The following is a 26,036-nucleotide window of genomic DNA, read 5'->3' as shown; positions in this document are numbered from 1 at the left end:
GACAGAAGGGGGATGAAAAGCGGGTATGTCGCCATTCCGAGTTTGTTATTCGCGCAGGCTGGAATCCGTTAGCCCCTTCTCTTGCGGAAAAAGGGCCAGGCTGAGGGTGGCAGACTCAAAAAAGCCGTGCGATCAAAACTAGCGCACGGCTTTTTAATTATGAAATCCGTCACGCATACGCCGGTTTCACGAACTCCATGCCGAAAGTCCTCACCTTAGGCGTTTGTACTTCAACCCGGAACCAGCTTGCGTGGGCAGCCGGTGATGCCCAGACCTGGAAATGCAGGTGCGACATGGCTTTCGCGTCGTTTAGCAGGATCATCTTGTGCTGCCCGGTCAGCGCATGCGGGCCGTTTTTCAGGGCCATATCCACCAGCTGGCGCCGGTGGCGGGTCAGCATTTCAGACGGATGTTGCCGTGAGACGCCAAGCGAGCATACCAGTGCATTTACGCCAGGGTCGGTGACGGCTTCGGCGAAGTCATGTTGTTTGACGACATACTCCATTTCCGTTTGTACGCTTTGCAGTTCTTCTGGCTGGCGCGACTCTTCGGGAATAAGGAAGAGCCCCAGTTTGCGGAATTTGCGGCCCAGCTCCGGGCTGCTGGTGATGACCGAGATCGGGATCGACAAGACCAGGGCGCCGAGAATGGGCGTCATCCAGAGCAGGTAGGACGGGTTGAGCCAGTAGACTGCCGCGCCCCATGCCACGCCCAGCAGCGTATGCCAGCCATGGCGGCGGATAGCCGTACTCCACGGTGTTGCGGCGTCTTCGCGCGGCGGCGATTTCCATTGAATACGCCAGCCGGTCAGTGCGGCGAGGACAAATTGGGTGTGGAACAGCATGCGTATCGGCGCCATCAGCATCGAGAACACCCATTCGAGCAGCATGCTGATTACCAGGCGTATTGTGCCGCCATAGGCGCGTGCGTCTTGCATGATAATGAGTGCCGCGCTCAGCAGTTTAGGCAGAAAAAGCCAGGCTGCCGTGACGCCGAACAAGGCCATCGCGCGCTCGGGATGCCATTCCGGCCAGAGCGGAAAAAGCTGCTTCGGTTGCACGAAGTACTCCGGCTCGATCAGCGTATGTTCCGCCAGCAGCCAGGTGGAAAGTATCAAAAAACTCAGCCACAGCAGTGCCGAGACGTAAGCGATCACTCCGGTCATGAATACCGCCCGGTGGGCGACATGAAAGCCCGGTGCCCAGAACAGGCGGAAGTTCATCAGGTTGCCATGACACCAGCGACGGTCGCGGTTGAGCTCATCCAGCAGGTTGGGCGGCATTTCTTCATAGCTGCCGGGCAGGTCATAGGCGATCCATACCGCCCAGCCGGCGCGGCGCATCAAGGCGGCTTCGACAAAGTCGTGCGACAGTATTTCGCCCGACAGCGAGCCACGGCCGGGCAAGCGGCCGAGTGCGCAATGCTTGATGAACGGCGCGACTCGGATGATCGCGTTATGGCCCCAGTAATGCGATTCACCCAATTGCCAGTAATGCAGGCCGGCGAGGTAGAGCGGGCCATACACGCGGCTGGCAAACTGCTGCAATCGCGCGTAGAAGGTATCGCGCCCGGCGGCATGCGGTCCGGTCTGGATAATGCCGGCGTTGGGATTGGCTTCCATCAATTGCACCAGCCGCGACAGGCAATCGCCGGTCATGACGCTGTCGGCGTCCATCACCACCATATAGCGGTAATTGTTGCCCCAGCGGCGGCAGAAATCCGCGACATTGCCGCTCTTGCGCTTGATGCGATGTTGTCGCCAGCGGTAGAAGATGCGCTCGAAGCCATGGACGCTGCGGCACAGCTCCATCCAGGCTTCCGACTCCGCAACGCGGATGTCGGGGTCGCTGCTGTCGCTCAGCACGAAGAAATCGAAGTGCCGGAGATTGCCCGATTTCGCCAGCGATTCATATGTGGCGCGCAATCCTGCGAATACGCGCGCCACGTTCTCGTTGCAGATGGGCATGATGATCGCGGTGCGGGCGTCGGCCGGAATGGGCGCATCGTCGGCTGCGCTGCGCGAAATCGCATGCCGGTCGCCGCCGAACTGCAACACAAGATAGCCCATCAGGGCCGTCCAGAAGCCGGCGGAAACCCAGGCGCACAGCACGGCGAAGAGTGACAGAACCGCAATTTCCAGTGGTTTCTCGCCGTGGTAGGGCAGGACTGCCGTCATTGAGTAGGTCGCCATCGCGGACTGTGACAATACCAGCAGCAGCAAAACCGTGCGGCGGATGCTGCCAGCACGGTGCCAGTGTCCGCGCGGATCGGGAGAATCCGAAGGTATCGGGTTGGATGTGCACGCTTTGAGTCGCAGCCAGCGACCCAGTTTGCCCAGCACGGCCAGAACCGGATTCGGCGGCCAGGAGGATGGCGCCATCGGTGCGCGATTGATTCCTGGCGCGCAGGTCAAACCCGCATGGGCGTCCGCCAACGGCTTGCCGTACGAGAGTTGCAGGCGCTGCCGGGCAGAAGCCCGGGCAGGGTTGTCGAAATCGAAGCCCTCTCCGGCCAGCGCTTCATGCAGGCAGAGCAGTGCGGCAGACGGATCGGTGGCGTCTTCGGACGCTGCAACCTTGCGCAGCAATGACTGGCGCACCTCCGGCGCAACCGAAAGCTGGTCGAGATAGCGTTCGCAGACCACTAACGCAGGTCCGCTCATTCGGGGGGAAGTATGTAGCTCCATGTCTCTGAGATCGCCGTGTTGTTGCTGCGCAGATAACTGCGCAGCTCGATGGGTTTGTCGTTGTCGATGCGTCGCACGCGGATGGACTGCCGCCACGTGCCGGTGACAACGTTCGGATAAAGCGTGTTTTCCAGCAATTGCCCGTTATCGTCGATGGACACGACCGCTTCCATCTTGGCTTCAGTGCTCATCTTGCGCAGTGCCGGGCCGTCGAAATCCAGTATCAGCCCGATGCTGCCGTCCTGATGCCTGGAATAACTGTAGCCGCGTCGAGTCTGCACGACCCAGGCGGAAGGCGGGCGCGCTTCGGCCTCTTTCTGCCATGAGACGCGATATTCGAGCTGATAGGGCACGCGCGGCTTGGGGAGTGCATCCGGCAGCCAGTAGGCGACAATGTTGTCGTTGGTTTCGTCCGGCGTGGGAATCTGCACCAGTTCGACGCGGCCCGGCCCCCAGTTGCCCTTGGGTTCTATCCAGGTGCTGGGGCGTTTGTCGTAGCGCGTTTCCAGATCTTCGTAATGGCCGAAGTCACGGTCGCGCTGCATCAGCCCGAAACCGCGTGGATTGGTGGTCGTAAACGAAGTGGTGAGCAGGCGCTTGGGGTTGATCAATGGCCGCCATAGCCATTCATCGCTGCCGGTATGCACCAGCAAACCATCGGAATCATGCACTTCCGGCCGGAAGTCTTCATTGGGCGGCCGGTGGTTTTCGCCGAAGAAATACATGCTGGTAAGCGGGGCGATACCCAGCTTGCCGACGCTGTCGCGCAGCACAAGGCGCGCGGTCACATCCATGGTGGTATTTGCCCCCGGATTGAGGACAAAACGGTAAGCGCCTGTAGCCCGTGGCGAATCCAGCAGGCCGTAAATCACGAGCTGCTTGGAAAACATGCTCGGCCTTTCCAGCCAGAATTCGACGAAACGCGGAAACTCCTCGCCGGAGCTCATCGCGGTGTCGATGGCCAGACCGCGTGCCGATAGCCCATAGATCTGGCCTTTGCCGAGTGCGCGGAAATAGCTGGCGCCGAGAAACACCAGGACTTCATCCTTGTATTGCGGCGTGTTGATCGGAAAGTGCACGCGGAAGCCCGAGAATCCCACATCTTTCCATTCCTTGGGGTTGAACTTGTTGGCGCCGTAATCGAAATCGGCCGGGTCCAGCTTGATTTCCTGCACACCCTGGCTGTTGATCTCGTTGATCTTGACCGGCAGGTTGTAATGCCAGCCCTGATGGAAGAATGTCAACTCGAATGGCAGGTTGGCGCTGCGCCAATGCGACTTATCCGGCTTGAATCGGATATCCCGGAATTTGTCATAATCGAGAGTTTCCAGTTCCTTGGGCAGGCTGGCATTCGGCTTCTTGTACGGCGATGCAGCCAATTGCTCGGCCCGTTTGGCGACATCATTGAAATCGAAGGAAAACGCCGTCTGGCTCCATAGCAGAAAAAAGCCCATCATCGCCGTGTACCCCACCCAGCGATTGTAAAAAAACACGAGCATCGAAGCTAATGCCTTGTTTTCATGAGTTATTAATATGTAATTGTGCTGCACAACATAGTCTCCGAATATGACTTCTCTTGATAGGCAAGAAGAGTGCCAACTGAGAAAGCGTTAATGCGAGTAAATTATTTATAAGCTATTGATTATTAATGCCTCAATCAGCATGTGATAACCGGGGTTTCACGCTCAGTCGATCTGAACAAGGCATGTAAAAGGTCATTTTTCAAGAATTGTCTCTTTATCGAGACATGAAAAGTTAATTGAAAACAGTGGCTTGCTTGCGTGATTGCTGTCTTGTCGGGGATCGGCGACGATCTGTGCGGGTTACTGACTGGATGCCGATCTGCAGACGATGAAAACAAAAGCCGGGGCGAGGGTCAAAGCTTCAAGCAGCCGGCATTTGTTCATATTCATTCGACCTCCGTTCGGACAATCCGCATGATTAATAATAGAAATGGAAAGGCCATCACGGCATCGTCTGGAAGAGTAAAGGCGTATAGGCGCTGTCTGACAAGCAGCGCTAGAATTTACGGCATTCACCTCATGTGAAAGGATTCCCTAATGTCTGTAGCGATGCGTTTTCATGAAACAGGCGGCCCCGATGTGCTGCGGCTTGAAGAGATGGGGATAGACGCGCCCGGGCCGGGCGAGGCGAAAGTCAGGCACCGCGCCATCGGGCTCAACTTTATTGATATCTACCAGCGAAGCGGGCTTTACCCCGTGCCGTTGCCGGCATGTGCGGGCAACGAAGGCGCGGGCGTGGTCGAAGCCGTGGGCGAAGGCGTGAGCTGGCTCAAGCCGGGCGACCGCGTCGCCTATGCCGGCGGGCCGATGGGATCCTACTGCGAAGTGCGCAACATGCCCGCCAACCGGCTATGCGTGCTGCCCGATGACATTTCATTCGAGCAGGCCGCCGCCATGATGCTGAAGGGCATGACGGTGCAATACCTGATTCGCCGCACCTATGCGGTCCGGCCCGGCGAGGTGGTGTTGTTCCATGCCGCTTCCGGCGGGGTCGGGCTGCTTGCCTGCCAATGGCTGAAAGCGCTCGGTGCGACGGTCATCGGCACAGCCGGATCGGATGAGAAGTGTGCGCTTGCCCATGCGCATGGTGCGGATCATTGCATCAACTACCGCACCGAAAACTTTGTCCAGCGCGTGCGCGAAATTACCAACGATATCGGCGTGCGCGTAGTCTACGACTCGGTGGGCAAGGACACGTTCTTGGGGTCGCTCGATTGCCTGCAACCCCTGGGGATGATGGTCAGTTTCGGCAACGCTTCCGGCCCGGTGCCGCCGTTCGACCTCGGCCTGCTGACGCAGAAAGGGTCGTTGTTCCTCACCCGGCCATCACTTTTCAGCTACACCGCCAGCCGTAAAGACCTGGAAGCCACGTCGCAGGAATTGTTCGAGATGGTGCAGAGCGGCAAGGTGCGCATCGACATCGGCTACCGCTACGCCCTGGCCGACGCCGCACACGCTCATCGCGACATGGAAGCGCGCAAGACCACCGGCGCGGGCATCCTTATTCCCTGAACATGCGCGATCTGGACGATCTTTTTGCCGCGCTGGAAACATCCAGCTTCCGCCGTGGCTTTCAACTGCGCGGAAAAGATCGCGATTACTTGCGCGAAAAGGGTTTGCCGGTCGTGCTTTCGCATGCACAAGATTTCATCGCAAAGCGCCTGTCCCCGGCCGTTATCCCCAATGACGGCAAGCAAACCCCTTTTCGCGGCCATCCCGTCTTTGTGGCGCAGCATGCGACGGCCTGCTGTTGTCGCGGTTGCCTGGAAAAATGGCATCGCATCCCGCAAGGGAGGGCGCTGACGCCGGAAGAGGAAAAGCACGTGCTGGCGACTTTGGAGCGCTGGCTGCAAGCGCAATCCGGCCCGCCGTCACAGGCGAGGCAATCCAGCTTCAACTGGCCCTGAGCGGCAATATGCCACTACCCAATGATTAATATGATTATTCACGGGCGGCAAGGGCGCAAAAACTTACACAAGTTAGAAAAAATACTGCCAGAACTTCATCTTCCACCCCCTTATCCAATTGCTTGTGGTGAAGAGAAAGTTACGCATGAGGGATTGGGAAAGCATTGCCAAACGAAGAAAGATGGACGGACTCATTCATGACGCATCATCGGGAACGCACTCGCCGATTATGAATCGGTTCACGATTTACGGCACTCATCGATACAGAGGAGAACATCATGGCACACATTTATCACTCCCATCAGCACTATGTCGAATCATATGCTGGTGACAAAACGGACTGGCAAGCGGCGATATGGGCGGGCCTGATTGCCGGGGCTGTTTTCTTGGTGGCAGAAATGCTGATGGTCATGACTTTCATGGGACAAAGCCCATGGGGCCCGCCGCGCATGATCGCTGCAATGGTCATGGGTAAAGGTGTATTGCCGCCGCCCGCCAGCTTCGACATGGGCATCGTGACGATTGCAATGTTAATTCACTTTGGGCTGGCCGTAATTTACGGACTCATTTTTAGCTGGATAGCGCACCAGGTTTCAGGTCTAAACGCCATTCTCGGCGGGTCGGTATTCGGCCTGGCAATTTACTTTATTAACTTTTACCTGATTTCACCTGTGCTGTTTCCCTGGTTCACAGAAGCCCAGAACTGGATTAGCTTAGTTGCGCACTTGCTCTTTGGGTTGACGCTAGGGATAGCCTACGCGGCGACACGCGATCATAAACCAGCCATGTCATAACATGAGGTAGAGGGAATATCGCTAAGCTTTGGGAAGACGCTTGGGCTGAATACCTGGAGTTCGCTCCCTCAATTCGTAAATTTTCCAGCCTTTGTCATCAATATAGCTCTTCACGTTGATGTATTGGCATGTTCCCAGGCAACGAGGGCACCGACGCCTGTTCGGATGCCTGGGAACGTTACAATAAGGGCTGCCAACAATCCGGGAGTAAACCTCATCCATGAACATGAAGCAAACCGACTCGGCGGACGAAATCATGTGCCCATGCAGCGGCACCACGCGGGGCAATATTCAGCGGCTGTTCGAGCAAGGCCTGGATATGGATGCCATTTCCAGAAAGACGGGGGCTCTCTCGGGCTGTGGCGGCTGCGAGTGGGATATTGCACAGCTCCTGAAGGATCTCGCCGACCAGCAAGGCAGTAATCTGTAAATCACTGATCCCCGGAAGTTGAGAAAACTCCGTTTTTATTGAGATTCTGCAGATTTCCCTTCCGGCTCCCGCCGGTTGCGGCGGAAATCCAGAAAATCAGGCAGGAAGGTCAGCAGGATCAGCAGCCCGGCGAGGCTTAGATATACCCAGCGCAGCGAATAGTCCGTGACGAAACTCGCTGCCGGTTTTTGCGACTGGACGAAATCGTAGAATTCTTCCGTGTCCCGGCCTTCGATGTAGCTTCCCTTGATTTCCTGCGCGAGCGACTTGAGATATTCAGTGTCCAGTTGCGAAAGATAGCGGTCGTATTCCGCATAGGCCACCTCGGGATCGGGCTCGTCCTGGCTGGTGTCGGAATACGACGCGCCGACTGCACCATGCTCCTTGGCATCCGAAGACCAGTAACCCACCCATTTGTTGGCTGAGTTGTAGCGTGGGATCGCTACCGGCTGATGGCCGCCCACGCCGACGAACACCACGTTCTGGCCAATCTGCACGCCGGAGAGGTCGAGCTTGTTGATAGCGTTGACCTTGGGCGCTTCGTCGCCGTCGGTGAAAAACAGCATCTTCGCCGGCGCGTTCAGCGAATCGAACACACTGGCCGCTGCCTTGACCCCGAAACTCAGGCGGCTGTTGCCGGACCAGGCCATGCGCCATTCCAGATGCTCGATGGCTTCGGTGATCTCATCGTAATTGGCGCACACCTCCAGCGGCATGAACAGCAGCGCGACATTCTCGGCGGCGAACACCCCCACGCTGATGTAGGTTCCGCAAGGCGAGGTTTCAACCACGCGTTTCATCAGATGCCGGGTATAAGCCATGCGGTTGACGTTGTGGCCGTTAAGCTGCACGTCCTCGGCATTCATGCTCTGCGACACATCTGCGACCAGCAGGTAGTTGTGGACTTCCTGCTTCAACGGAATCTGCGGCTTGATCAATGCCAGCACGAGCAGCAGCGCCGCGCCCGCAAAGAGCGCGGATTCATGGTTTGCGCGTAGAAAATCCAGAAGCTTTTTCATGGCAATCCAATCGGCAGATTGCTCAGTTCCATCCCGGATTGCTCTTTCGGCGCGCCTTTCGTGCCGTCCGGCATCGCGCCATGCAGCAGGCTCAGATTGAACTTGGCCGCGCGCAGGCCGGGGTCGGTGCGTAGCGCCTGCTCATAGGCCATGCGCGCCTGCGTGAATGCGTAGCGGGCTTCATCCTTCAGCGTGCCGTCGTCATTCAGCCGGCGTTCCAGCCCCGAAAGGAAAAGATTGTTGGCGATGTTGAACTGAATGCGCGCGCGATCGCCGTTTTCGGGCGACATTTCCAGCAACTGGCCGTAAGTCTGTACGGCATGCTTGTAATCCTGCTGACGGCCCTGGGCATACGCGGCGGCGAATTTCTTGTGGAAGGGATAGGCGTCATCCGTTATCGGCTGGCCTGCCGCCAAGGCCCGGTTGACCCGCTCTATGCTCCAGGTCTGGTATGCCTCGGTGGCTGTGCCCGCCAGCCCGGCCGCCAGCAGCAGGCCCAGCACGATATTTTTTCTTTTCAGGCGGTTTTCCATGAATGGACCCTCAAATTCTTGACCATGAATAAAAGCAGACTCAACCCCAAGGCAAGCATGATCAGGTCGCGCGCATAGTCGTGGCCCGGTATGTTGATGGAGTACTGGATCACGTTTTTCTCGCGCGCGTCGATATCCTGCAGCGCCGATTGCAGCGCGGTGGGGTTGTCCGCTTCATAGGCGCGGTACTTGATCTTGAGCGACTTGAAGTATTGATCCAGCTCGATGACTGGCGGCAAGGTCTCCGCGCTGTATGTGCGGTCCTTGGCGAAGATGCTGATGTCGTCCGGCTCACGCAGCACAATCCAGTAGAGATTCAGTTTCTTGCTGGTGAGGCGCTCCTGAATTTTTTGCTTCACGCGCGGACTGATCTTGCCCGCGCCGTCCGACAGCAGGATGACCGCCCGCGAGCCCGAACTGGGAATATCGTCGAACAGCGAGACCCCTTCCGTGATACCGGCGCCGATATTGGTCTGGTTGATGCCCGCGCTGGTCGCCGCGTTAATTGCCGCGAATACCGCCTTACGATTGCTGGTGATCTTGACGCCATGTAGCGCTGAGTTGGTAAACGCCACCACGCCTATCATGTCGTCCGGCCGTGCATCGATGAAGCGCGTGATCAGCCGTCGCGCCGCCATCGCCTTGACCTCCGTCGTGCGGCCGCTGGTGGAGTCTCCGGCGAAAGGATGCTCCATACTGACGCTGCGGTCGATTACCACCACGGTCTGCGCCCCTTTGCCGACTTTCGGAACTTTCTTGTCCGGCCCCTGCGGCCCGGCCAGCGCCAGCACAACGCAGGCCAGCAGCAGCGCAATCAGCGCGCGTACAGTTTTGTCGGCGATTTCCGAAACGCGGTCGCGCGGCACCATTTCCAGCCAGGAATAAAGCTGACCCTGGCGACTTTTGAGCCAGAATGGCGTGAAGACGAGAGGCAGCAGCAACAGCGCCCAGGGATGCAGCAGTGTCATGCCGCACCTCGCTCGCAGTCGCGCAATTGCTTGCTGAATGCCGCCATCTCCTTCATGAAGACATCCGCGTCTTGCGGCGGGTCGGAGAACAGCGCGCGGCCGGACTGCGCGAAGAACGCCGCGATATCGGCACGGGCGCGTGCAAACTGCGGATGTTTTTCCACGAATGCGCCAATGTCCGCTGCAAACAGGTTGCGGCCATGTGCGCGGTTGAAGGCTTCGTGCAGCGCAGTCAGCGCGATCTTCCAGGACGAGTCGTCCTTGACCGGCAAGCGCCTGATGCGGCGATGCGCCTCGGCGAACGGGCCGTTCATGAAAGGCAGCCAGCGGCTGTCAGCGTTATAGTAGGCCAGCGCCAGCGCACTCACGGCCAGCAGGGCAAGAAAGCCGAACAGCCGCGTCCGGTGGGTTTCCGCATTGATGACGGGCGGACGGAGTTGCGGCTGCAGATTCCCCTTGGCCGTGGTGATATCCGCCACCGCCAGCGGTGAATACCAGAAACGCCAGGCCGGAATCTCCAGCGATAGGCCTTGCGGGCCGCCTGTCAGCGCAAAGGCTTCCTCCGGCAGCGTCATCACGGCCGGTGCACTGGCATGCCCGAAGACCTGATAGCGCAACGTGACGACATAGCGGGTAGCCTGGCTGGTGTCCTTTTTCTCGATTTGCAAGTCGGCCAGCTCGATCCCATCGCGGTTGGAGCCTTTCATCGGCAGGGCGCTGCGTGAAAGCTGATAGGGCGCGGGAGCCTCGAGCACGACAGTGCGTTCCATGAGGTCGCCGATGCGGATTCCCGTGCTCTGGACCGGATTGACCAGTTTCACGATGCGCGCTGCCGATGGTTCCGCTAGGGCAGCATGGGCGAGCAGCACCAGACTGGCGAGGGCGATGAATTTACGGATGAAATTGTTCATAAGCTCATGTATTGCTCAAAGTAGTGGGACATGGCATCGGCATCGAAAGCACCCTCAATGAAATGCCCCGGACTATCGTAGCGTTCGAACACATCTTCCAGCGCTTCGCGCCGTGCTGCGAAGGCGGCTTCGAACTGCGCACGTATCGCTTCACGGAAGAAAATGGTGCGGCTCCTCCCGGTTTCCGGGTCGATCAGGTTGCCGAAGCCGAAACGCGGCAGCGCGCGGTATTCGCGTGCGTCCCACAACACCACCGGGATCACCTGATGCATCGACATCATATTGAACGCCTCGGCAATGAGCTCCAGCGGCATATGGAAATCGGAAATCCAGAACACCAACCCGCGATGCTGGCTGAGATATTGCGGCACTTCGAGGATGCCTTCCGGCCCGACGCGCAGATGGCGGAAATCGCCCAGCAATTCGATGGTCTCGAAAGACTGGTGAACGTGATGGCTCAAGGGCAGCGTCAATTCTTCCACCACATGGCGGTGATAGCCGATCAGGCCGAAGAGATCGCCCGCCTCGTGCGCCGAGTAAGCCACCGATGCCGCGATAGCCTTGGCGATGTCCAGCTTGCGATTCGGGCCGCCAAACTGCATCGAACCGGAGAGGTCGCACACCGCGAATATGGGGGTCGTGTTGTCCTGGTTATACAGCTTTACCTGCACCTGTTCGAAAGGGTCGCGCAGCGACTGACGCAAATCCATGCGGCGCGCGTCCGGATAATCGACTAGCGGCACATTGCCGCGATACTCGAAACCCAGTCCGCGCTGCGTGCCGCGGTGCCCGCCGAAATGGACGCTGCTGGAGCGCCACGGGATGGTGTAGGTGAATGGCTTGGCGTAGGCTGGAATCATGTTGGTGTGAACGCGCCCTAGGCCTTGGCCGGTACGGCAACGGCGTCGATGATGCGGCTGGTCAGCTCTCGCGATAGCGCGGTGCGGCGCATTTCATACATCGAATGAAACACCAGGCGGTGCGCGACGATTTCGTGGAACACCGCATGGAGATCTTCCGGATACAGGCTGTCGCGCTCCTTCAGCCAGGCATGTACGCGCGCTGCCTTCAGCAGCATGCCCATGCCGCGCGGACTGGCGCCGGTGTGTATCAGGCGATGCGCGTCCACGCTGTCCATCTTGACGCCAAACTTTTCGGGATGCTGCGTGGCCTCCCATAAATCCAGCGCGTATTCCTTGATCGCATCGCTGGCGCGGACATGGCTTTGGATCGTGCGCGAGAAGTCGTTGAGCTGGTCGAAATGCAGGATCTCCGGCTCGACCTGCTGCGTCAGATCCTCGGCATGCTGATAACGGGTATCGAACATCAGCGATTTGCGCAGCTCGCGGTCGGACGGAATCTCGATGGGAATTTCCATCATGAAGCGGTCGCGCGCGGCGGAAGGGATTTCGAAGGTCTCGTTTTTTTCCACCTGGTTGCGGTCGGCAAAGACCAGCATGTGAGGCAAGCGGTATTCGCGCTTGAAGGCATGCAGGTGGCGTTCGGCCATCACGCGCAACATGAGTGCATGCACTTGTGGACGGGCGCGATTGATTTCATTGAAGAAGAACACCGACAGGTTTTCGCCGGCACGCAGCAGCGGGCCTTCGTCGATCTGCGGACGGCCATCCGCGCCGAGAAAGGTGTGATAGATGAGATCGTTGGGCATCAGGTCGACTGTGCCCTCGATCCGCTCGTAAGCGCCGCCGATGCCGCGGGTAATGGATTGCAGCAATGTCGTCTTGCCTACGCCGACGCCGCCTTCCAGCAAAACGTGGCCGCGGGCGAAGATGGCGATGTTCATCAGGTGGATGGCTTTATCCTGCCCGACGATGACTTTCCTGACTTCGTTTTCCAGTTTCAGGGCGTGGCTGCGCCAATCCGCGAGCTGATGATCCAGAACTTGAGACATGAGGGTTCCTTGTTGGCTAGTGCTTGGGAGACAGAAAGGTATAGGTGGTCAGCAGCCTGACTGCGAGGGGCTGTGGCCGTTTGCCGTGTTGGGCGCATGCTCAACAATGCTTTCGAAGTTTTGTTTCTTGCCTGCAGTCACGTCGTAATTGATGCCGATGGTAGTCATGATTGTTTTTCTTTTCGCGCGTACGAAAGGACGAGGCCTAAGCGCTGTCCCAGAATTATTTTCAACTGAGACTATACAGATCTGTATATGTTTAGCAAGGCCCCGTTAAAATTTCTGCGGGGATTATGGGGGAAGGGACGGGTGACGCTGTTTACCGGTTATTTCGTATTGGTGGATTTGAAAGGATTGTGCTCGTTGAGCTCATCGATGTAATCGCGCATGTGCAGCGATTCGCGCGCGAGGAATTCTTCGATCGCTCCTGAAAAGCCCGGATGCGCCAGCCAATGCGCGGAGCAGGTAGGCGTTGGCAGCAACCCCCGCGCCAGCTTGTGCTCGCCTTGGGCGCCGCCCTCGAAAACGCCGATGCCGCGCGCGATGCAGAATTCGATGGCCTGGTAATAACAGGTCTCGAAATGCAGCCCGGGCAAATATTGCTGCGTACCCCAATAACGGCCGTAGAGCGTTTCGTTATCGAAGATATTAAGCGATGCGGCGATGTCTTCACCGTCTTGCTGCGCCACGATCAGCAGGATGTTATCCGGCATGACACGCCCGAGCCGCAAGAAGAATTCCAGCGTCAAATAGGGCATGGAGCGGTGCTGGCGGTAGGTATTGACGTAGCAGTCGGTAAAAAACTCCCAGTCTTTCTCGCTGATTTCCGCGCCGCTCAGATGACGGAAGTCGACGCCCTGGTCGAACATTTTGCGGCGTTCCTGCCGGATTTTCTTGCGCTTGTCGTGGTTCATCGCGTTCAGATAATCCTCGAAAGTGCGGAAACCCGGATTAGTCCAGTGAAACTGCACGCCTTCGCGGATCATCAGTCCGGCATCCTCGAAAATGCTGCGTTCGGCTTCGGCCGGAAACAGGCAGTGAAACGACGACAGGCCGGCATTTTTGGCGAAATTTACCGCCGCGATTACCAGCAGCCGCCTGCAATCGTCGTTCTCCGCCAGCAGGCGCGGCCCTGCCACCGGTGTGAAAGGCACCGCCGAAAGCAGCTTGGGATAATAATCGAGACCATTGCGCTCGTACGCATCCGCCCACGCCCAGTCAAATACATACTCGCCATAGGAGTGATGCTTTACATACATCGGCATTGCGCCGACGAGATACGATCCCAGCCACAAGGTCATGTGCTGCGGCATCCAGCCGGTTTCAAGGCTGGCGCAGCCGGTATCTTCCAGCGCGCGAAGGAAGGCGTGTTGCAGAAAGGGCTGGGTTCCGGCGAGACAATTCCAGTCCTGCGGAGCAATCTCGGCGATGCTGTCGAATACCCGGAAGGTCGGGCTCAGTTCCCTGCTGGTGGAGGTGTTGTCCGCCATCGTATTCCTTGCGGCCACTCAGGCCGTGGTGTCGATGGTGTTTCCGAGATTGGGTGGATTATTGGCGGAAGCTGGTTGCTGCAACGCATCGATCAACGCCATCGCATTGTTGGCCTGCACCTCCAGCGTTTTCTTCAGCACAGCTATGCCGATGGCGTCCCTGGTCTGCTGGATAGACATGGCCATCGCTTGGCTGGCGATAGTGTTTACATCCATGATGACCTCCCGCTAGCGAGTGAGTGAGATGATGCGATGCCGTCAAGAACGGCGCTCGGGGTATTCTACCCAATTCGACCACCGCATACGAAAGCAAATTCCCCGCAACGCAAAGAAGAAGTCCAACTAATGCATTTATCGAGTTCCCGCACCTATCAGTTCTGATGGGTGTAAAACCGCCAGCCGCCCCCTAGAATCGCCCACAAACAATATCAATCAGCCAAGAACAAGAAATGCCGAGTCATCCGAAGGAGGCCCTTCGGATGAGTTTTTTTGTTTATTGCGCGATGCATCGCAGCATCCGAAAGCGACATTCCTCGCTTTATTCCTTATAGAAGAGGCATGGAGTTCCTTCTGCATTTCAGTGAGTTGAGACGTCGAAGTCACTTCACATCAGAATCTCTTTGGCCAGGTACGGAATCTCATTGATTCGATATTTTCCCGACTTCACGTCATTGCTCAGGGCATGCAGGGTTTGATGCTTTAGCAGCCTGGTGATCTTCAGTTTTACCGGCTGCCATTGGTCGTGGACGGGGCATTTGGTTGCTTCGTCGCACTCTTTCAATCCAAGCAGGCATTCTTTTGTGAAATTGATGCCTTCCGTAATGATCAATATTTGCATCAGGTTTATGCTGGCTGCCGTTCTCCCCAAACTGAAACCTCCCGTCGGACCACGGGTAGACCGTACCAACGTGTGTCTGGAAAGTGTTTGCATGATTTTCGATAGATAAGTTGTCGGTAAGTCGAGCTGTTCCGCGATGTCGTGGGCGGTGACTTTAATCTCAGGCTCGCGCGTGGCTAAATAAATCATGGCCTGGATTGCGTATTGGCTGGTTTTGGAAATCAGCATTTCTTGCCTGCTGGGCGAAGTGTTTGCAATTTCAGTCTTATTTCAAGGCAATTAAAATCGCTAACAGTACCAGCCAGCTTCCCGCTGCGCTGACTACCGTATAAACAATATGCACGGAGTAGATGGCTTCCTGAGTAGCGCTGAAGGTGCGGAATCCCTTGTAGAAAATAAAGCCCGAATAACAAAGCGCTCCGACAATCAATAGCGGGATGAGGCCGAAGCCAATACCGGGAAAACCGAGCATCAGAAATGACATGCAAAAAGGAACGATGCTTACGGATGCCAGAAGAAAGGCTTCGTAATAGCCAATGTTTACGCCATATGTATTCGAAATGTTTTTGATTTGATAGATGACGACAACAAAGGTGATGGCTTCGAGAATAAAGAAAAGCGGAGCGGGGATCGAAATGAGCGACTGATAATATTCTCCAGCATGCTGCAACATTGCCGGAGGAAACAACATGCTGGGGATAACCAGCATGAGCAGTATTTTTACTGTCGAGCTTCTGGCTTTGACTATATCCGGCCAGCCCGCCGCAGGGGTGAGCAACACTTTCAGGAGGGTAATCGTGTTCATGAAAGACTCCTCTCGGGCGCTATGGAGAACCAATGATAATATAAAATATATCACGTCGTGATATATTTTATATTATCACTAAAGTGAATAATGCAGATGTCATCTTCCCGGCCCGAAAGAGCAAGCTTGAACAAAAACGACTATGAGCAACTCTCCAGTTTCCGTTTTCAGTTAAGGAAATTCCTGAGGAGCAGCGAGGATATTTGCAGGGCGAATGGAGTGACCCCTTTGCAATATCAATTGTTGTTACATTTGATGGGCGCGCCCGGGCGGGATTGGCTCAGCGTGGCAGAACTGGCAGAAAGGCTGCAGGCCAAGCATCACGGGGTAGTGGCGCTGGTTGATCGTTGCGAGAAGCTGGGATTGATCGAGCGTCGGCCGATGCAGGAGGATCGCCGCAAAGTCGCAATTCATTTATTGCCTGAAGGATTGCGATTGCTTGAGCGTATCGCGGAGTTGCACCAGAAGGAGCTTCAACTTCTTAAGGAGGTTTTTGAGCATCCAGCGAGATAGGACTTCTATATCAAATGAAGCCCAATCGCGTTGTCTGTGACCAGTTGCTGTCTTTTTTCGACACGTTCCTCAATATCTGCAGAACATTTTCCAGCAGCGCGTTTTCGTTGTTCCGCGGTGACATGAGATATACCGGGTAAGAGAATTCGGGAAATTGAGGGACCAATTCAAGAGCTCTCTCATCCAGATAGCGTTGTATCACTCGCGTACGAAAATACCCGCTGCCTCCTTTTGTCAGGATGTAATTCAGTGCCAATGGGCCGAGGTCGGAAACAAGACTCGACCTCGCATATTGCGGCAATGCGGCATCATGTTGCCGCCGAAATCCTTCACCCCAGTCAACATAAATATAAGGAAGCGGATTGCTCGTGGAGCGGACCAGAACCAGCTTTTCCTCAAGCAACTGTTCGACCTGTATATCCGGCCAGTAAACGGGCTGATGGACGATGGCTGCATCCATGACGCCATTTTCCATTTCTTGTTGCAATTTGCGCATATCCCCAACGGCAACTCGGATTGCAAGCGTCGGAAGCTCTTCACGAATCCGGCCAACCCAATCCAGGAGCAATGGATTCCACAAGCTCAACTCGCCGCCTATGGTCACGATATTGCCCGTGCCTTCCGGCAAGGGTAATTCCCGGCGAGCGGCATCCCACGTATGAACCAGCTGGCTGGCGTGGAGTACGAACCGCTCGCCGTGTTCCGTCATCCGGGCGCCTTGCCGATTCCGTATGAATAGACGGCAACCAAGCTGGCTCTCCAGATTCCGAACCCGTGCGGTAACAGCCGTCTGAGTGATATGCAGCCGCTCAGCGGCGGCGATAAAGCTTCCCGAGCGAACAATTTCCAAAAAGGTACGTGCCAGATCGATATCCATCAAATTCTGCTTTTAGTTAATATCAAAATTATTAATATTAAATGGCATTTTATTTCATTATTCATCAAAAATATTTGGAAGCATACTGTGTTCTGATTAAAACGCATGTGTGGTAAACGATTTTATGCTGAACAATCCAGCGACCCATTTATTCGCTGATCGTCTCTGGAAAGACCTTCAAGATGTGCTTGATCGTCTGGATGAAGCCCAGTCGTTATGGCTAATCGATTATTTGGCGGCAAAGTCCAACGGTAGGGAAGTCATTCCATCGCCTGACCAAAAAACAAATGTACTGATTGCATATGGCAGCGAAACGGGCAACTCCGAAAGACTGGCAAGGCAGTTGGGGAATCAGGCCGAAAAGGAAGGAATACAAGCGCAAGTTGCAACATTGGCGGATGTAAGGGTACGCCAATTACTCAAGTATCAGTATCTGTTTGTCATCTGCAGCACGCACGGAGACGGTGACCCTCCACAGCCTGTCTCCGCTTTTTATAACGCCTTAATGGAGGAGGAAGCCATTGATCTGCAGCAATTGAATTACGCTGTATTGGCTTTGGGCGACAGTACTTACGAACATTTTTGTGCCACGGGAAAGCAGCTGGATGAGCGGCTTTCCGCGTTGCATGCGGCGCGACTTCTGGCGCGAGTCGATTGCGATGTCGATTATGCCGTAGCGGCACAGGCGTGGATGGATGCGATTCTGAAAGTGGTGCCCCGTGACAAGAGTGCCATTGGGCATCGGCCGCTATCGCATCATTCCGTATCGCAGCAAGCGGCAAGAAAGGTTTATTCCAGACAACATCCTTTTGTCGTCGAAGTTCTGGAAAATCTTCGATTAAGCGCAAATCACCGCACCAATGCCATTCACCATATTTCCGTAGCCGTCGATGCGAGCGACTTCAGCATGACCCCGGGAGATGCGGTGGGTGTTCTGGTCGAAAATCCGCCCGCCTTGGTTGCTGCCATTCTTGATGCGGCGAATTTGCCGGGAGAGCAAGCTGTGCTGGTGGATAGCCAGGCGATGCCGTTGGTACAAGCCTTGAGAGAAACGCGGGATCTGACCGTACCGGGTCAGCGTTTGCTCGAATCGTGGGCGCAATTGGCAAACGATGACCAATTGAAAGCGGTCCTGGCTGCCGACCATAAAATCCAGCGCGATTTTTTGCGGACACATCAATTAATCGATTTGATCAGCAAGTATCCGGCAACCCCGGATGCGCAAGTTTTTGTTGATAGCCTGCGTCCACTACAACCCAGGCTATATGATTTGGCGAATAGCCAACGTTATATTGACGACGAGTTGCATTTGACGGTGCAGCAATACCGCTACTCTTTCCATAACAGGGTAGAGCTTGGCATCGCGTCCGACTATCTGCTCAATATACAGCCGGGAGAAAGCATGCGTATTTATCCGCATGCCAATCCCCGGTTTCGCTTACCGGAGGCGCAGGATGTTCCCCTCATTCTGATCGCCGATGGTACCGGTATAGCCCCATACCGGTCTTTTCTTCAGGAGTTGCGCGCAGCTCAAATCGCACGCCGATGCTGGCTGGTATTTGCCGAGCAGGAGTTCGAGGAAGATTTCCTTTACCAGCTGGATTGGCAACAGGCACATGCCGATGGCGTGCTCAGCCATGTGGATACCGTCTTCTATGTCGATCAACCCTGGCGGTCTTTGGCGGACCCACTGCTGGAACAGGCGAAACGATTCACGGAATGGATGGAAAAAGGCGCGCACCTTTATTTATGCGGAGACAGAACCCGGCTTACCCAGTGCGAACATTCCCTCAAGTTTTGGCTGGGAGAGACCCGAAGGGCCGAACTCTGGGAACAAATCAATAACAGCAAACGCATACACCGTAATCTTTATTGATTGGCAATGGCTATGAAAACTCTCCAGACAGACCGCAGTTCGGACTTATCGCAACCGGTCGCGACATTACATTCAAACGAGCAACTGAAACACGGCAGCAATTACCTGCGCGGCACAATTGCCATTGGATTGAAGAACTCGCTCACCGGTGCAGTTCCAGGCGACGACCCGCTATTGATGAAGTTTCACGGCATCTATCAGCAGGATAACCGGGATACCCGTTTCGAACGTGCCCAGCGCAAACTTGAGCCTGCCTTTCAGTTCATGGTTCGGCTAAGAATCCCGGGGGGCATCCTTACCAAAACTCAATGGCAAGGGCTGGACAAAATCGCCGCGGAATTTTCCGAACGAGGTTTGCGAATAACCACCCGGCAGACCATACAGCTTCACGGAATACGCAAAAGACAGCTTCAAAGCTGTATGCGGGCCATTCGTGAAATAGGCCTGGACACGATAGCCGCGTGCGGGGATGACAGCCGTGGCGTGGTATGCGGGGCCAATCCCGCCTTGTCCGAGGTGCATCGTAAGGTGGCTGCCTTGGCAAAGGAGACCAGTCAGCGCTTGATCCCGAAGACCCGCGCCTATCCTGAAATCTGGTATGGCGAGGATGCTGGCAATAGTAGAGAAAACGAAGATCCTGCGTACGGGCCTTTGTATTTGCCGCGCAAATTCAAGGTCGGTTATGCCATCCCCCCGAATAACGATATTGATGTTTATGGTCAGGATCTTGGGCTTATCGCTGTCCTGAAAGGACGGGAGTTAGTCGGCTTCAACGTCTGCGTAGGCGGAGGAATGGGGCAGCTGGATACCCGCGAGGACAGCTATCCGAGGCTGGCGGAAGAGGTCGGCTTCGTTGAGGCCGATGAGGCCCCGATGTTGGCGGAAATTGTCATGGGTATCCAGCGCGACTTCGGTGACCGCAAGGACCGGCATCGCGCCCGATTCAAATACACACTGGATCGCCTCGGTAATGCATGGTTTCTCCAGACCCTTGCCGAACGCTGGGGCAAGCCGCTCGAGCCGGCGCGAGCAACAGCCAGGTTCACGCATAACAACGACATGCCGGGCTGGCAGCGGGGCGACAACGGACTGTGGCATGGGACGCTATACATCGAGAGCGGACGCATCCAGGGCGCCTTGCAGGATCAACTCATGGGGTTCTTGCAACATTATTCCGGAGATATCCGGCTTACACCCAACCAGAACCTTCAACTCACCAACATCGAACCCTATCACCTTGAGCAGGTGCAATGGCGGCTGGACGACCTCAGTCTCGGCGACCGCCTGCTGCCGGATAGTCAAGCCGCGCACACGCTGAGCTGCGTGGCATTGCCAACCTGCGGGCTGGCCATGGCAGAGGCGGAGCGTTATCTGCCCAGATTCCTTGGCCTTTTCAATCGGCTCAAGGCGATCCATGGTTTGCAAGAGCAGCCGATGACATTGCGCATCACGGGTTGCCCGAATGGCTGCGCGCGTCCTTACCTGGCTGAAATTGCCCTGACAGGCCGGGCGCCCGGTTTATACAACCTTTATCTGGGTGGAAGTTACCACGGCGACCGTTTGAACAGACCTTATGCCAGTAACGTCAATGAAGAACGCATCCTCGAATTGCTGGATCCGTTGTTCGAGCAGTATGCGAACGAGCGGAGGCCCGGTGAAAAATTTGGCGATTTTCTGGTAAATGCCCATTTGCTGGATAAAACATCGGCAGAGCAAAACATTATCTCTTTCTCTCAATAGTGAAGGCTGCAGCATGTCACGATATTTGTTCGTTCAGAATCAAGACCCATTTACAGAGGTCCGTACCGGCGCCCAATTCGACCTGGCCAGACGGCTGGCCGAGTCGGGCCGGTCCGTCACTCTCTTGCTCGTACAAAATGGCGTGACTGCGGCCAGGCAAGGGGCGCATTGCCCGCAATTCGATGCTCTGGCAGCCGCTGGCGTCAATGTCTGCGCCGACTCCTTCTCATTGTTGCAACGTGAAATTTCTCCCGGCCATCTCAAACCTGCCGTCAGGACGGCAGAGGTCGGTATGGTCGTCGATGCTTTGCTCGATGGCGACAAGGTCATCTGGAATTAAAGGAATATCGTGAAAGATATCAAAACCCTTACTTTTGCATTCATGGATCCTCCTTTCGAAAATGAAAGGACGGTGACTTTTTTCCGGATTCTCGATGCTGCCCTGGATCGGGGTGCCCATGTGCGCGTATTCGCTTACGAAGGCGCTGCGGCCCTGGCCTTTGCTCAACAGCAAGCTCACGGGAATTCTGTTCACGGCCGTGATGCAAAACACGAGTCGCACCCGCTCACCAAGGATTGGATCGCCGCATTGCAGGAAAAAGCGCATGAAAAAAGCTTGCAGTTTGATTGGGTGAACTGTGGTCTTTGTGCGGATGAGCGCGGTGTCAATGACAGCATCAAAGGATGCCGGCGAGGCTCGCCCGCCGATCTTTGGCGCTATGCGAGCGAATCGTTTAATACCCTTATTATCGGCACGAGGTAAGCATGAAAGTACTACAGGTCGTGGAACAGGCTTTTCGAACGCTGGTGGAAGAACAGGACGACACCATACTCTGGCTGACTCAATCGATGCATGGCGCGGGGGCTGAATTACGCGTATTGCTCGCGGGCCATTGTGCCTATTATGCAGTGCAAAAACAAAGACAGCCCGCGCTCGCGCTTGGCAACTGGCAGCAAAGCGAGCCGGCAGATTTGATTCGCGATCTCGACAGCATGCTGCAAAAGGGAATTCCGATTTATGTGATCAGGGAGGAGCTGGAAGAACGTGGCCTGGCTGATCTTGCGATACATCCGGGGGTGAGCGTCATTCGCCGTACCGACCTGATAGACCTGTATGAGCAAGTCGATCAGATATGGCAATGGTAATTACGCCTAAGTGAATTCAGCACATCCCCCATTATGCGTTGAAGGGAGTTATAGCCATGAGTTGCATGAGCCCATCGATCGATGCCTCGCCTGCGGTCGCTGAAATTCAAGCGCTTTCGGAATTCCGATACAGGCTCCGGCATTACCTTGGCATGAGTGAGAAAATTTGCCGCGCGAATGGGCTGACCTCGCTGCAATACCAGGCGTTGCTGCACATTTTTAGCGAAGATGCGTATTCGCTAGCGGCAATCGCCGAAAAACTTCAATGCAGGCTCGCGACTGCTGCCAGGGTATTGAATCGTTGCGTATCCTTGAGCCTGATCGAAAGCCGGGTTGCGAAAGAAAACCAGGCAAAGCAGAGCCTGCGTCTCTCGGCAAAAGGCTACAAATTGATAAGTCACTTGATCGTGCTTCACCAGCAGGAACTCAAGCAGCTTCTGGTTCACCTGCCTATCCCGCAACATGGAAAATTCTGTACCTCTCCGGTGTGCTGGAAATCGACGGATTAATCTGTCGGAGTGACACCCGCCATGCGGATTCCGAAGTGAGAGTTATGGCAGGCAGCCTTCGGTGCTGGAGTAAGATGCAAGAATAATATATCTTTAATGCCTGACGATGGCAGGCGAACCGAATGGCGAAAAAATTTCCCGTTAATCCGAAGCACCCCGAGAGAATTTGCTGGGGGTGCGATAAGTATTGCTCCGTCAATTCGCTCCGATGCGGGAATGGTTCGGACCGTACCCAGCATCCAATGGAATTGTTTGGAGAGGATTGGCTTGAGTTTTTTACAGAGGAAGAACAGCCTGAGTCCGAGAGTCCGGAAAAGCATTGAAATGCTCTCTAGATACAAGCCTCAATATGTATTTGCCCGGACTTGGGCATCATGCCGCATGCGGCACTTGGTGCATGATCACTCGCTTGAGCTTCGTCCAAGGGGATTGTAGTCCTCGATTTTCCATATCCGGGTTTCCTGCATTCTGAACGCAGCCAGGGTTCCGGACAGCATGGTCAGGCCTGCAACTACCCACAGCGCACTGGCCATCCCGAAGAGGTCGGCAACCAGGCCGGAAAGCAGTGCGCCAACCGCATAACCAAGATCCCGCCATAGTCGATAAACGCCGACTGCCGATGCCCTCCAGGCAGGGTTGACGACATCGCCAATGGTTGCCAGCAAGGTCGGATAGACCATCGCGGTGCCGATTCCCATGAAAATTGCGCCCGCAATAAATGAATCGAATGCCGAAGTTGTTGCAATGAGGCCAATCCCGGCCGCTTGTACCCACATCCCTGAAACAATTAGCCACTTGCGGCCTATGCGATCAGAAAGCGCTCCGGTAAAGAGCTGGCATATTCCCCACGTGCCAGGGTAAATGGCTGCTATCCAGCCGATTTGATCCAGCCCTAATCCGGCGGTGGCGAATACCAATGGAAAGAGTCCCCAGGCCATACCGTCATTGAGATTATTAACGAGTCCTACCTGACTCACCGAAAAAAGGTTGCGGTCATGCAGTGTTGTATTCCAGAAAATGGTTCGTGGTGAGGGTGCCCGAGAGTTTTTCTGGTCTGGATGCTGTCGTGATGCTTCATGTTTTGCATGGTGATGCGTTTCACGAACGCTGAAGATGGACAGAAACAGGCCGGCGAGTACAAACGCCACGCCCAGATAGAACGGCGCCGGCGAAAGCCCGTAATGACCGGCGATCCAGCCGGTGGCGAGCGCGGCAAGACCAACCGCAACATAACCCGCGAATTCGTTGATCCCCATGGCGAGCCCACGTTGCCTGGGGCCGGCAAGATCGATCTTCATGATGACAGTCATGGACCAGGTAAGGCCCTGGCTGATCCCGAGTAACAGGTTAGCCATCAACACCCAGTTCCACGATGGTGCCCACATCAGCAAGAATGGAACGGGAGCAGCAAGCACCCATCCGGCCACAAGTATTCGCTTGCGGCCATAACTATCCGAAAAACGCCCCGCATAATAATTTGTGAGCGCCTTGGATAGCCCAAATACAACGATGAAACTGAGAATCGCGGTATGGGTTGCCAATTGGAATTCGTGTTCTGCCATGGCCGGCAGTATGGAGCGCTCCATTCCTACCGTCGCACCGACGAAAGCATTTACCAGAACCAGGAGGGAGAACTGTCTCCAGTTTTCCCGCAAGCCTGGAATGTTGTCATGAGTAGAAGTCGCCAAAATGGATGGTCTTTCGGGCTGCCGCACAATGTTCAGCAAAATATCGAGCGGATGAGTTCAAAAGGTTTACATAAGTTTAGATAATAAATAATATATGAACAAATATATTAATAAGATGTATTTTATTGTTGATGTTAATCAGGGATGAGACTTCATGAAAAAAGTTTTTGCTGCTGTAGTGTTAGGGCTTGCATCGATGTATGGCTACGCCGACGTGAGCATCAAGGCTCCTTGGGTTCGTGCAACGGCTCCCGCGCAGAAAGTAGCGGGAGGTTATATGCAGATATCGTCAACCACGAATGCAACGCTTCTGAAACTGACTTCACCCGTGGCAAGCTCTGTCGAGCTTCATGCATCGACCATGGAAAATGGCGTGATGAAAATGCGTTATCTGGAACAGCTGGAAATCCCCGCAGGAAAAGTTATCGAGTTCAAGCCGGGCGGCTATCACATCATGCTGATCGGCCTGAAAAAGCAGTTGGTCGAAGGAGACAAGATCCCTCTTAAATTATTGTTTGCTGATAATTCGAACAAGGAGCATTTGTTTGAAGTATCTTTTCCCGTGCAAGCAGGTGCCCGTGAGAAACACGAACATATGCACCACTAAATGGTACTTTTCCGAATTGGAAAAAGCGCCATTAAAGCCAGGGCGCATTCGGTGATGTTTGAATAGCCTCTTCTAAAGGCCAAATTTCATTAGAAAGAAATCAAATAAACTTGCTCTGCATATTCGATGTCTTTAGCATTGATCCACATACTGTAGAAATTTCCCTTTCCCATGAATACGGCCTTGTCCTCACGTGACAATCTTATAGCGATCGCCCGAGATTTGATTATTGACCGAGGATTCTCGGCAATGTCGGTATCTACCGTCTGTGCGGCAGCAAATGTCACAAAAGGAAGCTTTTTCCACCACTTCAGCAGCAAGGATGAACTCGGCGAAATAGTTCTGGAGAAGTTCTGGAAAGATGTGCAGGAGAGGCATGCCCAAGCAGGTTACCTGCAAGCGGACAATCCGTTGAACGTGCTGTATGGCTATATCGACCATGCCATCGAAACCTATCAGGATCCAGAATTCAGAGGCTGCCTTCTGGCGGTTTTTACTTCCGAACTCAAGGAAACGCACCCCGCGTTATATGCCAAATCCGTGCCCTATTTCGTGGAGTGGAAAGCCGAAGTAGAAGATCTCCTGGGCAATGCTGCAAAGTTCCGCCAGCCGCGCGGGCCATTCGATGCAACGATTTGGGCAGAACTCTATATTTCAGCCGTTGAGGGAGTTTTAATCCTTGCGAAAGCTGAAAATAATCCCCAGGTGATTGCCCGCGTCTTGAACCTCTTTCGAGATCAACTGAAGCTCTTATTCCCATATCAGCAGTAACCTCAATAGGGGCGCCGTGCAGCAGCGTCCCTTCAATCCCCATTAATACATTCCCCTATTTGTGTACGTTTCCGTTCGAGCTCCGGCTTTTAGAATGAATGTCTGAGCCCGGCTAATACTTCAATTCCTGGCATGCTTTTCACTGGCTCGGCTCCCCTGCTGGACAGTAATGATCCTGGGTTTTCTTCAGTCGAAACTTCTCTTAGCGCAATTGCAAAAGCTCGCAGGGACAGAAAGCCTTAACGAGCAAAATAAGCGCCCAAATTCTACAACATACATTTTCTTGACAAATGCACTGAAGGGCATACCATACCAATTGGTATCCATACCGATTGGTATGTTCGGGCTGGTAAGTACGGGTTCCCTGACTTGAAGTCAGCCACATTTGGATTTTCTGGCCGTGACGTAGTTGGCATATCTTCGGAAAATCCATAGGGCCGCATGCCATTTGTGGCATTTTCGAAGCTCATGGATTTGGATGGATGTTTTATAA

28 protein-coding genes are annotated in these 26,036 nt (G+C 55.0%); 14 read left to right on the top strand and 14 right to left on the bottom strand.

Annotation, left to right across the window (positions count from 1 at the left end; all coding sequences use genetic code 11):
* Window positions 1–169: 169 nt before the first annotated feature.
* Both mdoH and A7976_RS12830 read right to left on the bottom strand, forming a co-directional pair.
* The gene (mdoH, locus tag A7976_RS12835) at window positions 170–2,662 is read right to left on the bottom strand and encodes a glucans biosynthesis glucosyltransferase MdoH (protein WP_240483882.1); all 2,493 of its coding nucleotides are present in this window, start codon (window positions 2,660–2,662) and stop codon (window positions 170–172) included.
* Entirely contained in the window at window positions 2,659–4,185 is a 1,527-nt protein-coding gene (locus A7976_RS12830) for a glucan biosynthesis protein G (protein WP_082878134.1), read from the bottom strand. Before A7976_RS12830 ends, mdoH begins: the two co-directional genes overlap by 4 nt.
* 561 nt (window positions 4,186–4,746) lie before the next feature.
* On the opposite strand from A7976_RS12830, the gene A7976_RS12825 reads away from it, so the two are divergent.
* From A7976_RS12825 to A7976_RS12810, 4 genes are all read left to right on the top strand, one after another.
* Window positions 4,747–5,721, top strand: a complete 975-nt coding sequence (locus A7976_RS12825; RefSeq protein WP_067112573.1) for a quinone oxidoreductase — start codon at window positions 4,747–4,749, stop codon at window positions 5,719–5,721.
* A 2-nt stretch (window positions 5,722–5,723) separates the two neighbouring features.
* Window positions 5,724–6,116 carry a DUF4186 domain-containing protein gene (locus A7976_RS12820; protein ID WP_067112569.1) on the top strand — a complete coding sequence of 131 codons (393 nt, stop codon included), beginning with the start codon at window positions 5,724–5,726 and terminating at the stop codon, window positions 6,114–6,116.
* Between the two features lie 278 nt (window positions 6,117–6,394).
* Window positions 6,395–6,910, top strand: a complete 516-nt coding sequence (locus A7976_RS12815; protein WP_067112566.1) for a DUF6789 family protein — start codon at window positions 6,395–6,397, stop codon at window positions 6,908–6,910.
* 226 nt (window positions 6,911–7,136) lie between these two features.
* Window positions 7,137–7,340, top strand: coding sequence for a (2Fe-2S)-binding protein (locus A7976_RS12810; protein WP_371440623.1), 204 nt, complete (start codon window positions 7,137–7,139; stop codon window positions 7,338–7,340).
* Between the two features lie 35 nt (window positions 7,341–7,375).
* Here A7976_RS12810 and A7976_RS12805 read toward each other — a convergent pair whose 3' ends face one another.
* The 10 genes from A7976_RS12805 to A7976_RS12760 form a co-directional block, all read right to left on the bottom strand.
* Window positions 7,376–8,359: a vWA domain-containing protein gene (locus A7976_RS12805; protein WP_067112561.1), complete on the bottom strand. Its 984-nt coding sequence runs from the start codon at window positions 8,357–8,359 to the stop codon at window positions 7,376–7,378.
* The gene (locus A7976_RS12800) at window positions 8,356–8,892 is read right to left on the bottom strand and encodes a hypothetical protein (RefSeq protein ID WP_067112558.1); all 537 of its coding nucleotides are present in this window, start codon (window positions 8,890–8,892) and stop codon (window positions 8,356–8,358) included. Before A7976_RS12800 ends, A7976_RS12805 begins: the two co-directional genes overlap by 4 nt.
* Window positions 8,877–9,860 (bottom strand): VWA domain-containing protein, encoded by a 984-nt coding sequence (locus tag A7976_RS12795; RefSeq protein ID WP_067112555.1) that lies wholly within the window; start codon window positions 9,858–9,860, stop codon window positions 8,877–8,879. Before A7976_RS12795 ends, A7976_RS12800 begins: the two co-directional genes overlap by 16 nt.
* Complete coding sequence (locus A7976_RS12790) at window positions 9,857–10,771, bottom strand: hypothetical protein (RefSeq protein WP_067112552.1); 915 nt, start codon at window positions 10,769–10,771, stop codon at window positions 9,857–9,859. The genes A7976_RS12795 and A7976_RS12790 overlap by 4 nt, the downstream gene beginning before the upstream one ends.
* Window positions 10,768–11,631 carry a DUF58 domain-containing protein gene (locus A7976_RS12785; RefSeq protein WP_067112548.1) on the bottom strand — a complete coding sequence of 288 codons (864 nt, stop codon included), beginning with the start codon at window positions 11,629–11,631 and terminating at the stop codon, window positions 10,768–10,770. The genes A7976_RS12790 and A7976_RS12785 overlap by 4 nt, the downstream gene beginning before the upstream one ends.
* A 17-nt stretch (window positions 11,632–11,648) precedes the next feature.
* The gene (locus tag A7976_RS12780) at window positions 11,649–12,683 is read right to left on the bottom strand and encodes a MoxR family ATPase (RefSeq protein ID WP_067112545.1); all 1,035 of its coding nucleotides are present in this window, start codon (window positions 12,681–12,683) and stop codon (window positions 11,649–11,651) included.
* Window positions 12,684–13,009: 326 nt separating this feature from the next.
* Entirely contained in the window at window positions 13,010–14,173 is a 1,164-nt protein-coding gene (locus A7976_RS12775) for a GNAT family N-acetyltransferase (protein ID WP_067112543.1), read from the bottom strand.
* 18 nt (window positions 14,174–14,191) lie between these two features.
* Entirely contained in the window at window positions 14,192–14,389 is a 198-nt protein-coding gene (locus A7976_RS12770) for a YjfB family protein (protein WP_067112541.1), read from the bottom strand.
* 388 nt (window positions 14,390–14,777) lie between these two features.
* Window positions 14,778–15,239 carry an Rrf2 family transcriptional regulator gene (locus A7976_RS12765; RefSeq protein WP_067112538.1) on the bottom strand — a complete coding sequence of 154 codons (462 nt, stop codon included), beginning with the start codon at window positions 15,237–15,239 and terminating at the stop codon, window positions 14,778–14,780.
* A 37-nt stretch (window positions 15,240–15,276) separates the two neighbouring features.
* Window positions 15,277–15,816, bottom strand: a complete 540-nt coding sequence (locus A7976_RS12760) for a hypothetical protein (RefSeq protein WP_067112535.1) — start codon at window positions 15,814–15,816, stop codon at window positions 15,277–15,279.
* 126 nt (window positions 15,817–15,942) lie between these two features.
* Here A7976_RS12760 and A7976_RS12755 point away from each other — a divergent pair, with 126 nt between their 5' ends.
* On the top strand, window positions 15,943–16,329 hold the full coding sequence (locus tag A7976_RS12755) for a MarR family winged helix-turn-helix transcriptional regulator (RefSeq protein WP_240483881.1): 387 nt from the start codon (window positions 15,943–15,945) through the stop codon (window positions 16,327–16,329).
* A 10-nt stretch (window positions 16,330–16,339) separates the two neighbouring features.
* On the opposite strand, the gene A7976_RS12750 is transcribed toward A7976_RS12755, so the two are convergent.
* Window positions 16,340–17,206 (bottom strand): LysR family transcriptional regulator, encoded by an 867-nt coding sequence (locus A7976_RS12750; protein ID WP_067112528.1) that lies wholly within the window; start codon window positions 17,204–17,206, stop codon window positions 16,340–16,342.
* 124 nt (window positions 17,207–17,330) lie between these two features.
* On the opposite strand from A7976_RS12750, the gene A7976_RS12745 reads away from it, so the two are divergent.
* The 7 genes from A7976_RS12745 (at window position 17,331) to A7976_RS14900 (ending at window position 22,800) form a co-directional block, all read left to right on the top strand.
* Window positions 17,331–19,082 (top strand): sulfite reductase flavoprotein subunit alpha, encoded by a 1,752-nt coding sequence (locus A7976_RS12745; protein ID WP_067112859.1) that lies wholly within the window; start codon window positions 17,331–17,333, stop codon window positions 19,080–19,082.
* Window positions 19,083–19,094: 12 nt separating this feature from the next.
* Entirely contained in the window at window positions 19,095–20,822 is a 1,728-nt protein-coding gene (locus A7976_RS12740; RefSeq protein ID WP_240483880.1) for an NADPH-dependent assimilatory sulfite reductase hemoprotein subunit, read from the top strand.
* 13 nt (window positions 20,823–20,835) lie between these two features.
* Entirely contained in the window at window positions 20,836–21,162 is a 327-nt protein-coding gene (locus tag A7976_RS12735; protein ID WP_067112523.1) for a DsrE family protein, read from the top strand.
* Between the two features lie 9 nt (window positions 21,163–21,171).
* The gene (locus tag A7976_RS12730; protein WP_082878133.1) at window positions 21,172–21,585 is read left to right on the top strand and encodes a DsrE family protein; all 414 of its coding nucleotides are present in this window, start codon (window positions 21,172–21,174) and stop codon (window positions 21,583–21,585) included.
* A gap of 2 nt (window positions 21,586–21,587) precedes the next feature.
* Window positions 21,588–21,968 carry a DsrE family protein gene (locus tag A7976_RS12725; RefSeq protein WP_067112519.1) on the top strand — a complete coding sequence of 127 codons (381 nt, stop codon included), beginning with the start codon at window positions 21,588–21,590 and terminating at the stop codon, window positions 21,966–21,968.
* A 65-nt stretch (window positions 21,969–22,033) separates the two neighbouring features.
* The gene (locus A7976_RS12720; protein WP_067112516.1) at window positions 22,034–22,477 is read left to right on the top strand and encodes a MarR family winged helix-turn-helix transcriptional regulator; all 444 of its coding nucleotides are present in this window, start codon (window positions 22,034–22,036) and stop codon (window positions 22,475–22,477) included.
* 122 nt (window positions 22,478–22,599) lie between these two features.
* The gene (locus A7976_RS14900; protein WP_082878132.1) at window positions 22,600–22,800 is read left to right on the top strand and encodes a DUF3079 domain-containing protein; all 201 of its coding nucleotides are present in this window, start codon (window positions 22,600–22,602) and stop codon (window positions 22,798–22,800) included.
* 78 nt (window positions 22,801–22,878) lie between these two features.
* Here A7976_RS14900 and A7976_RS12715 read toward each other — a convergent pair whose 3' ends face one another.
* Complete coding sequence (locus A7976_RS12715; protein WP_205633524.1) at window positions 22,879–24,204, bottom strand: MFS transporter; 1,326 nt, start codon at window positions 24,202–24,204, stop codon at window positions 22,879–22,881.
* A gap of 115 nt (window positions 24,205–24,319) precedes the next feature.
* On the opposite strand from A7976_RS12715, the gene A7976_RS12710 reads away from it, so the two are divergent.
* Together A7976_RS12710 and A7976_RS12705 are read left to right on the top strand one after the other, a co-directional pair.
* Complete coding sequence (locus A7976_RS12710) at window positions 24,320–24,772, top strand: copper chaperone PCu(A)C (RefSeq protein ID WP_067112513.1); 453 nt, start codon at window positions 24,320–24,322, stop codon at window positions 24,770–24,772.
* Between the two features lie 171 nt (window positions 24,773–24,943).
* On the top strand, window positions 24,944–25,543 hold the full coding sequence (locus A7976_RS12705; RefSeq protein WP_082878131.1) for a TetR/AcrR family transcriptional regulator: 600 nt from the start codon (window positions 24,944–24,946) through the stop codon (window positions 25,541–25,543).
* The last annotated feature ends 493 nt before the right edge of the window (window positions 25,544–26,036 follow it).

The sequence above is a fragment of the Methylobacillus sp. MM3 genome (assembly GCF_001645185.1).
Classification (GTDB): domain Bacteria; phylum Pseudomonadota; class Gammaproteobacteria; order Burkholderiales; family Methylophilaceae; genus MM2.
The sequence above is the reverse complement of the archived record's forward strand: the minus strand, read 5'-3'. Positions and strand labels throughout refer to the sequence as shown.

What these genes read in the sequence shown, in the direction of transcription:
- A7976_RS12735 (WP_067112523.1), top strand. Translation starts at nt 20,836, where the DNA reads ATGTCACGATATTTGTTCGTTCAGAATCAAGACCCATTTACAGAGGTC.
- A7976_RS12810 (WP_371440623.1), top strand. Translation starts at nt 7,137, where the DNA reads ATGAAGCAAACCGACTCGGCGGACGAAATCATGTGCCCATGCAGCGGC.
- A7976_RS12745 (WP_067112859.1), top strand. Translation starts at nt 17,331, where the DNA reads ATGCTGAACAATCCAGCGACCCATTTATTCGCTGATCGTCTCTGGAAA.
- A7976_RS12775 (WP_067112543.1), bottom strand. Translation starts at nt 14,173, where the DNA reads ATGGCGGACAACACCTCCACCAGCAGGGAACTGAGCCCGACCTTCCGG.
- A7976_RS12820 (WP_067112569.1), top strand. Translation starts at nt 5,724, where the DNA reads ATGCGCGATCTGGACGATCTTTTTGCCGCGCTGGAAACATCCAGCTTC.
- A7976_RS12720 (WP_067112516.1), top strand. Translation starts at nt 22,034, where the DNA reads ATGAGCCCATCGATCGATGCCTCGCCTGCGGTCGCTGAAATTCAAGCG.
- mdoH (WP_240483882.1), bottom strand. Translation starts at nt 2,662, where the DNA reads ATGAGCGGACCTGCGTTAGTGGTCTGCGAACGCTATCTCGACCAGCTT.
- A7976_RS12790 (WP_067112552.1), bottom strand. Translation starts at nt 10,771, where the DNA reads ATGAACAATTTCATCCGTAAATTCATCGCCCTCGCCAGTCTGGTGCTG.
- A7976_RS12805 (WP_067112561.1), bottom strand. Translation starts at nt 8,359, where the DNA reads ATGAAAAAGCTTCTGGATTTTCTACGCGCAAACCATGAATCCGCGCTC.
- A7976_RS12750 (WP_067112528.1), bottom strand. Translation starts at nt 17,206, where the DNA reads ATGGATATCGATCTGGCACGTACCTTTTTGGAAATTGTTCGCTCGGGA.
- A7976_RS12710 (WP_067112513.1), top strand. Translation starts at nt 24,320, where the DNA reads ATGAAAAAAGTTTTTGCTGCTGTAGTGTTAGGGCTTGCATCGATGTAT.
- A7976_RS12740 (WP_240483880.1), top strand. Translation starts at nt 19,095, where the DNA reads ATGAAAACTCTCCAGACAGACCGCAGTTCGGACTTATCGCAACCGGTC.
- A7976_RS12725 (WP_067112519.1), top strand. Translation starts at nt 21,588, where the DNA reads ATGAAAGTACTACAGGTCGTGGAACAGGCTTTTCGAACGCTGGTGGAA.
- A7976_RS12765 (WP_067112538.1), bottom strand. Translation starts at nt 15,239, where the DNA reads ATGCTGATTTCCAAAACCAGCCAATACGCAATCCAGGCCATGATTTAT.
- A7976_RS12800 (WP_067112558.1), bottom strand. Translation starts at nt 8,892, where the DNA reads ATGGAAAACCGCCTGAAAAGAAAAAATATCGTGCTGGGCCTGCTGCTG.
- A7976_RS12830 (WP_082878134.1), bottom strand. Translation starts at nt 4,185, where the DNA reads ATGCTCGTGTTTTTTTACAATCGCTGGGTGGGGTACACGGCGATGATG.
- A7976_RS14900 (WP_082878132.1), top strand. Translation starts at nt 22,600, where the DNA reads ATGGCGAAAAAATTTCCCGTTAATCCGAAGCACCCCGAGAGAATTTGC.
- A7976_RS12760 (WP_067112535.1), bottom strand. Translation starts at nt 15,816, where the DNA reads ATGAACACGATTACCCTCCTGAAAGTGTTGCTCACCCCTGCGGCGGGC.
- A7976_RS12780 (WP_067112545.1), bottom strand. Translation starts at nt 12,683, where the DNA reads ATGTCTCAAGTTCTGGATCATCAGCTCGCGGATTGGCGCAGCCACGCC.
- A7976_RS12770 (WP_067112541.1), bottom strand. Translation starts at nt 14,389, where the DNA reads ATGGATGTAAACACTATCGCCAGCCAAGCGATGGCCATGTCTATCCAG.
- A7976_RS12815 (WP_067112566.1), top strand. Translation starts at nt 6,395, where the DNA reads ATGGCACACATTTATCACTCCCATCAGCACTATGTCGAATCATATGCT.
- A7976_RS12795 (WP_067112555.1), bottom strand. Translation starts at nt 9,860, where the DNA reads ATGACACTGCTGCATCCCTGGGCGCTGTTGCTGCTGCCTCTCGTCTTC.
- A7976_RS12825 (WP_067112573.1), top strand. Translation starts at nt 4,747, where the DNA reads ATGTCTGTAGCGATGCGTTTTCATGAAACAGGCGGCCCCGATGTGCTG.
- A7976_RS12705 (WP_082878131.1), top strand. Translation starts at nt 24,944, where the DNA reads ATGAATACGGCCTTGTCCTCACGTGACAATCTTATAGCGATCGCCCGA.
- A7976_RS12785 (WP_067112548.1), bottom strand. Translation starts at nt 11,631, where the DNA reads ATGATTCCAGCCTACGCCAAGCCATTCACCTACACCATCCCGTGGCGC.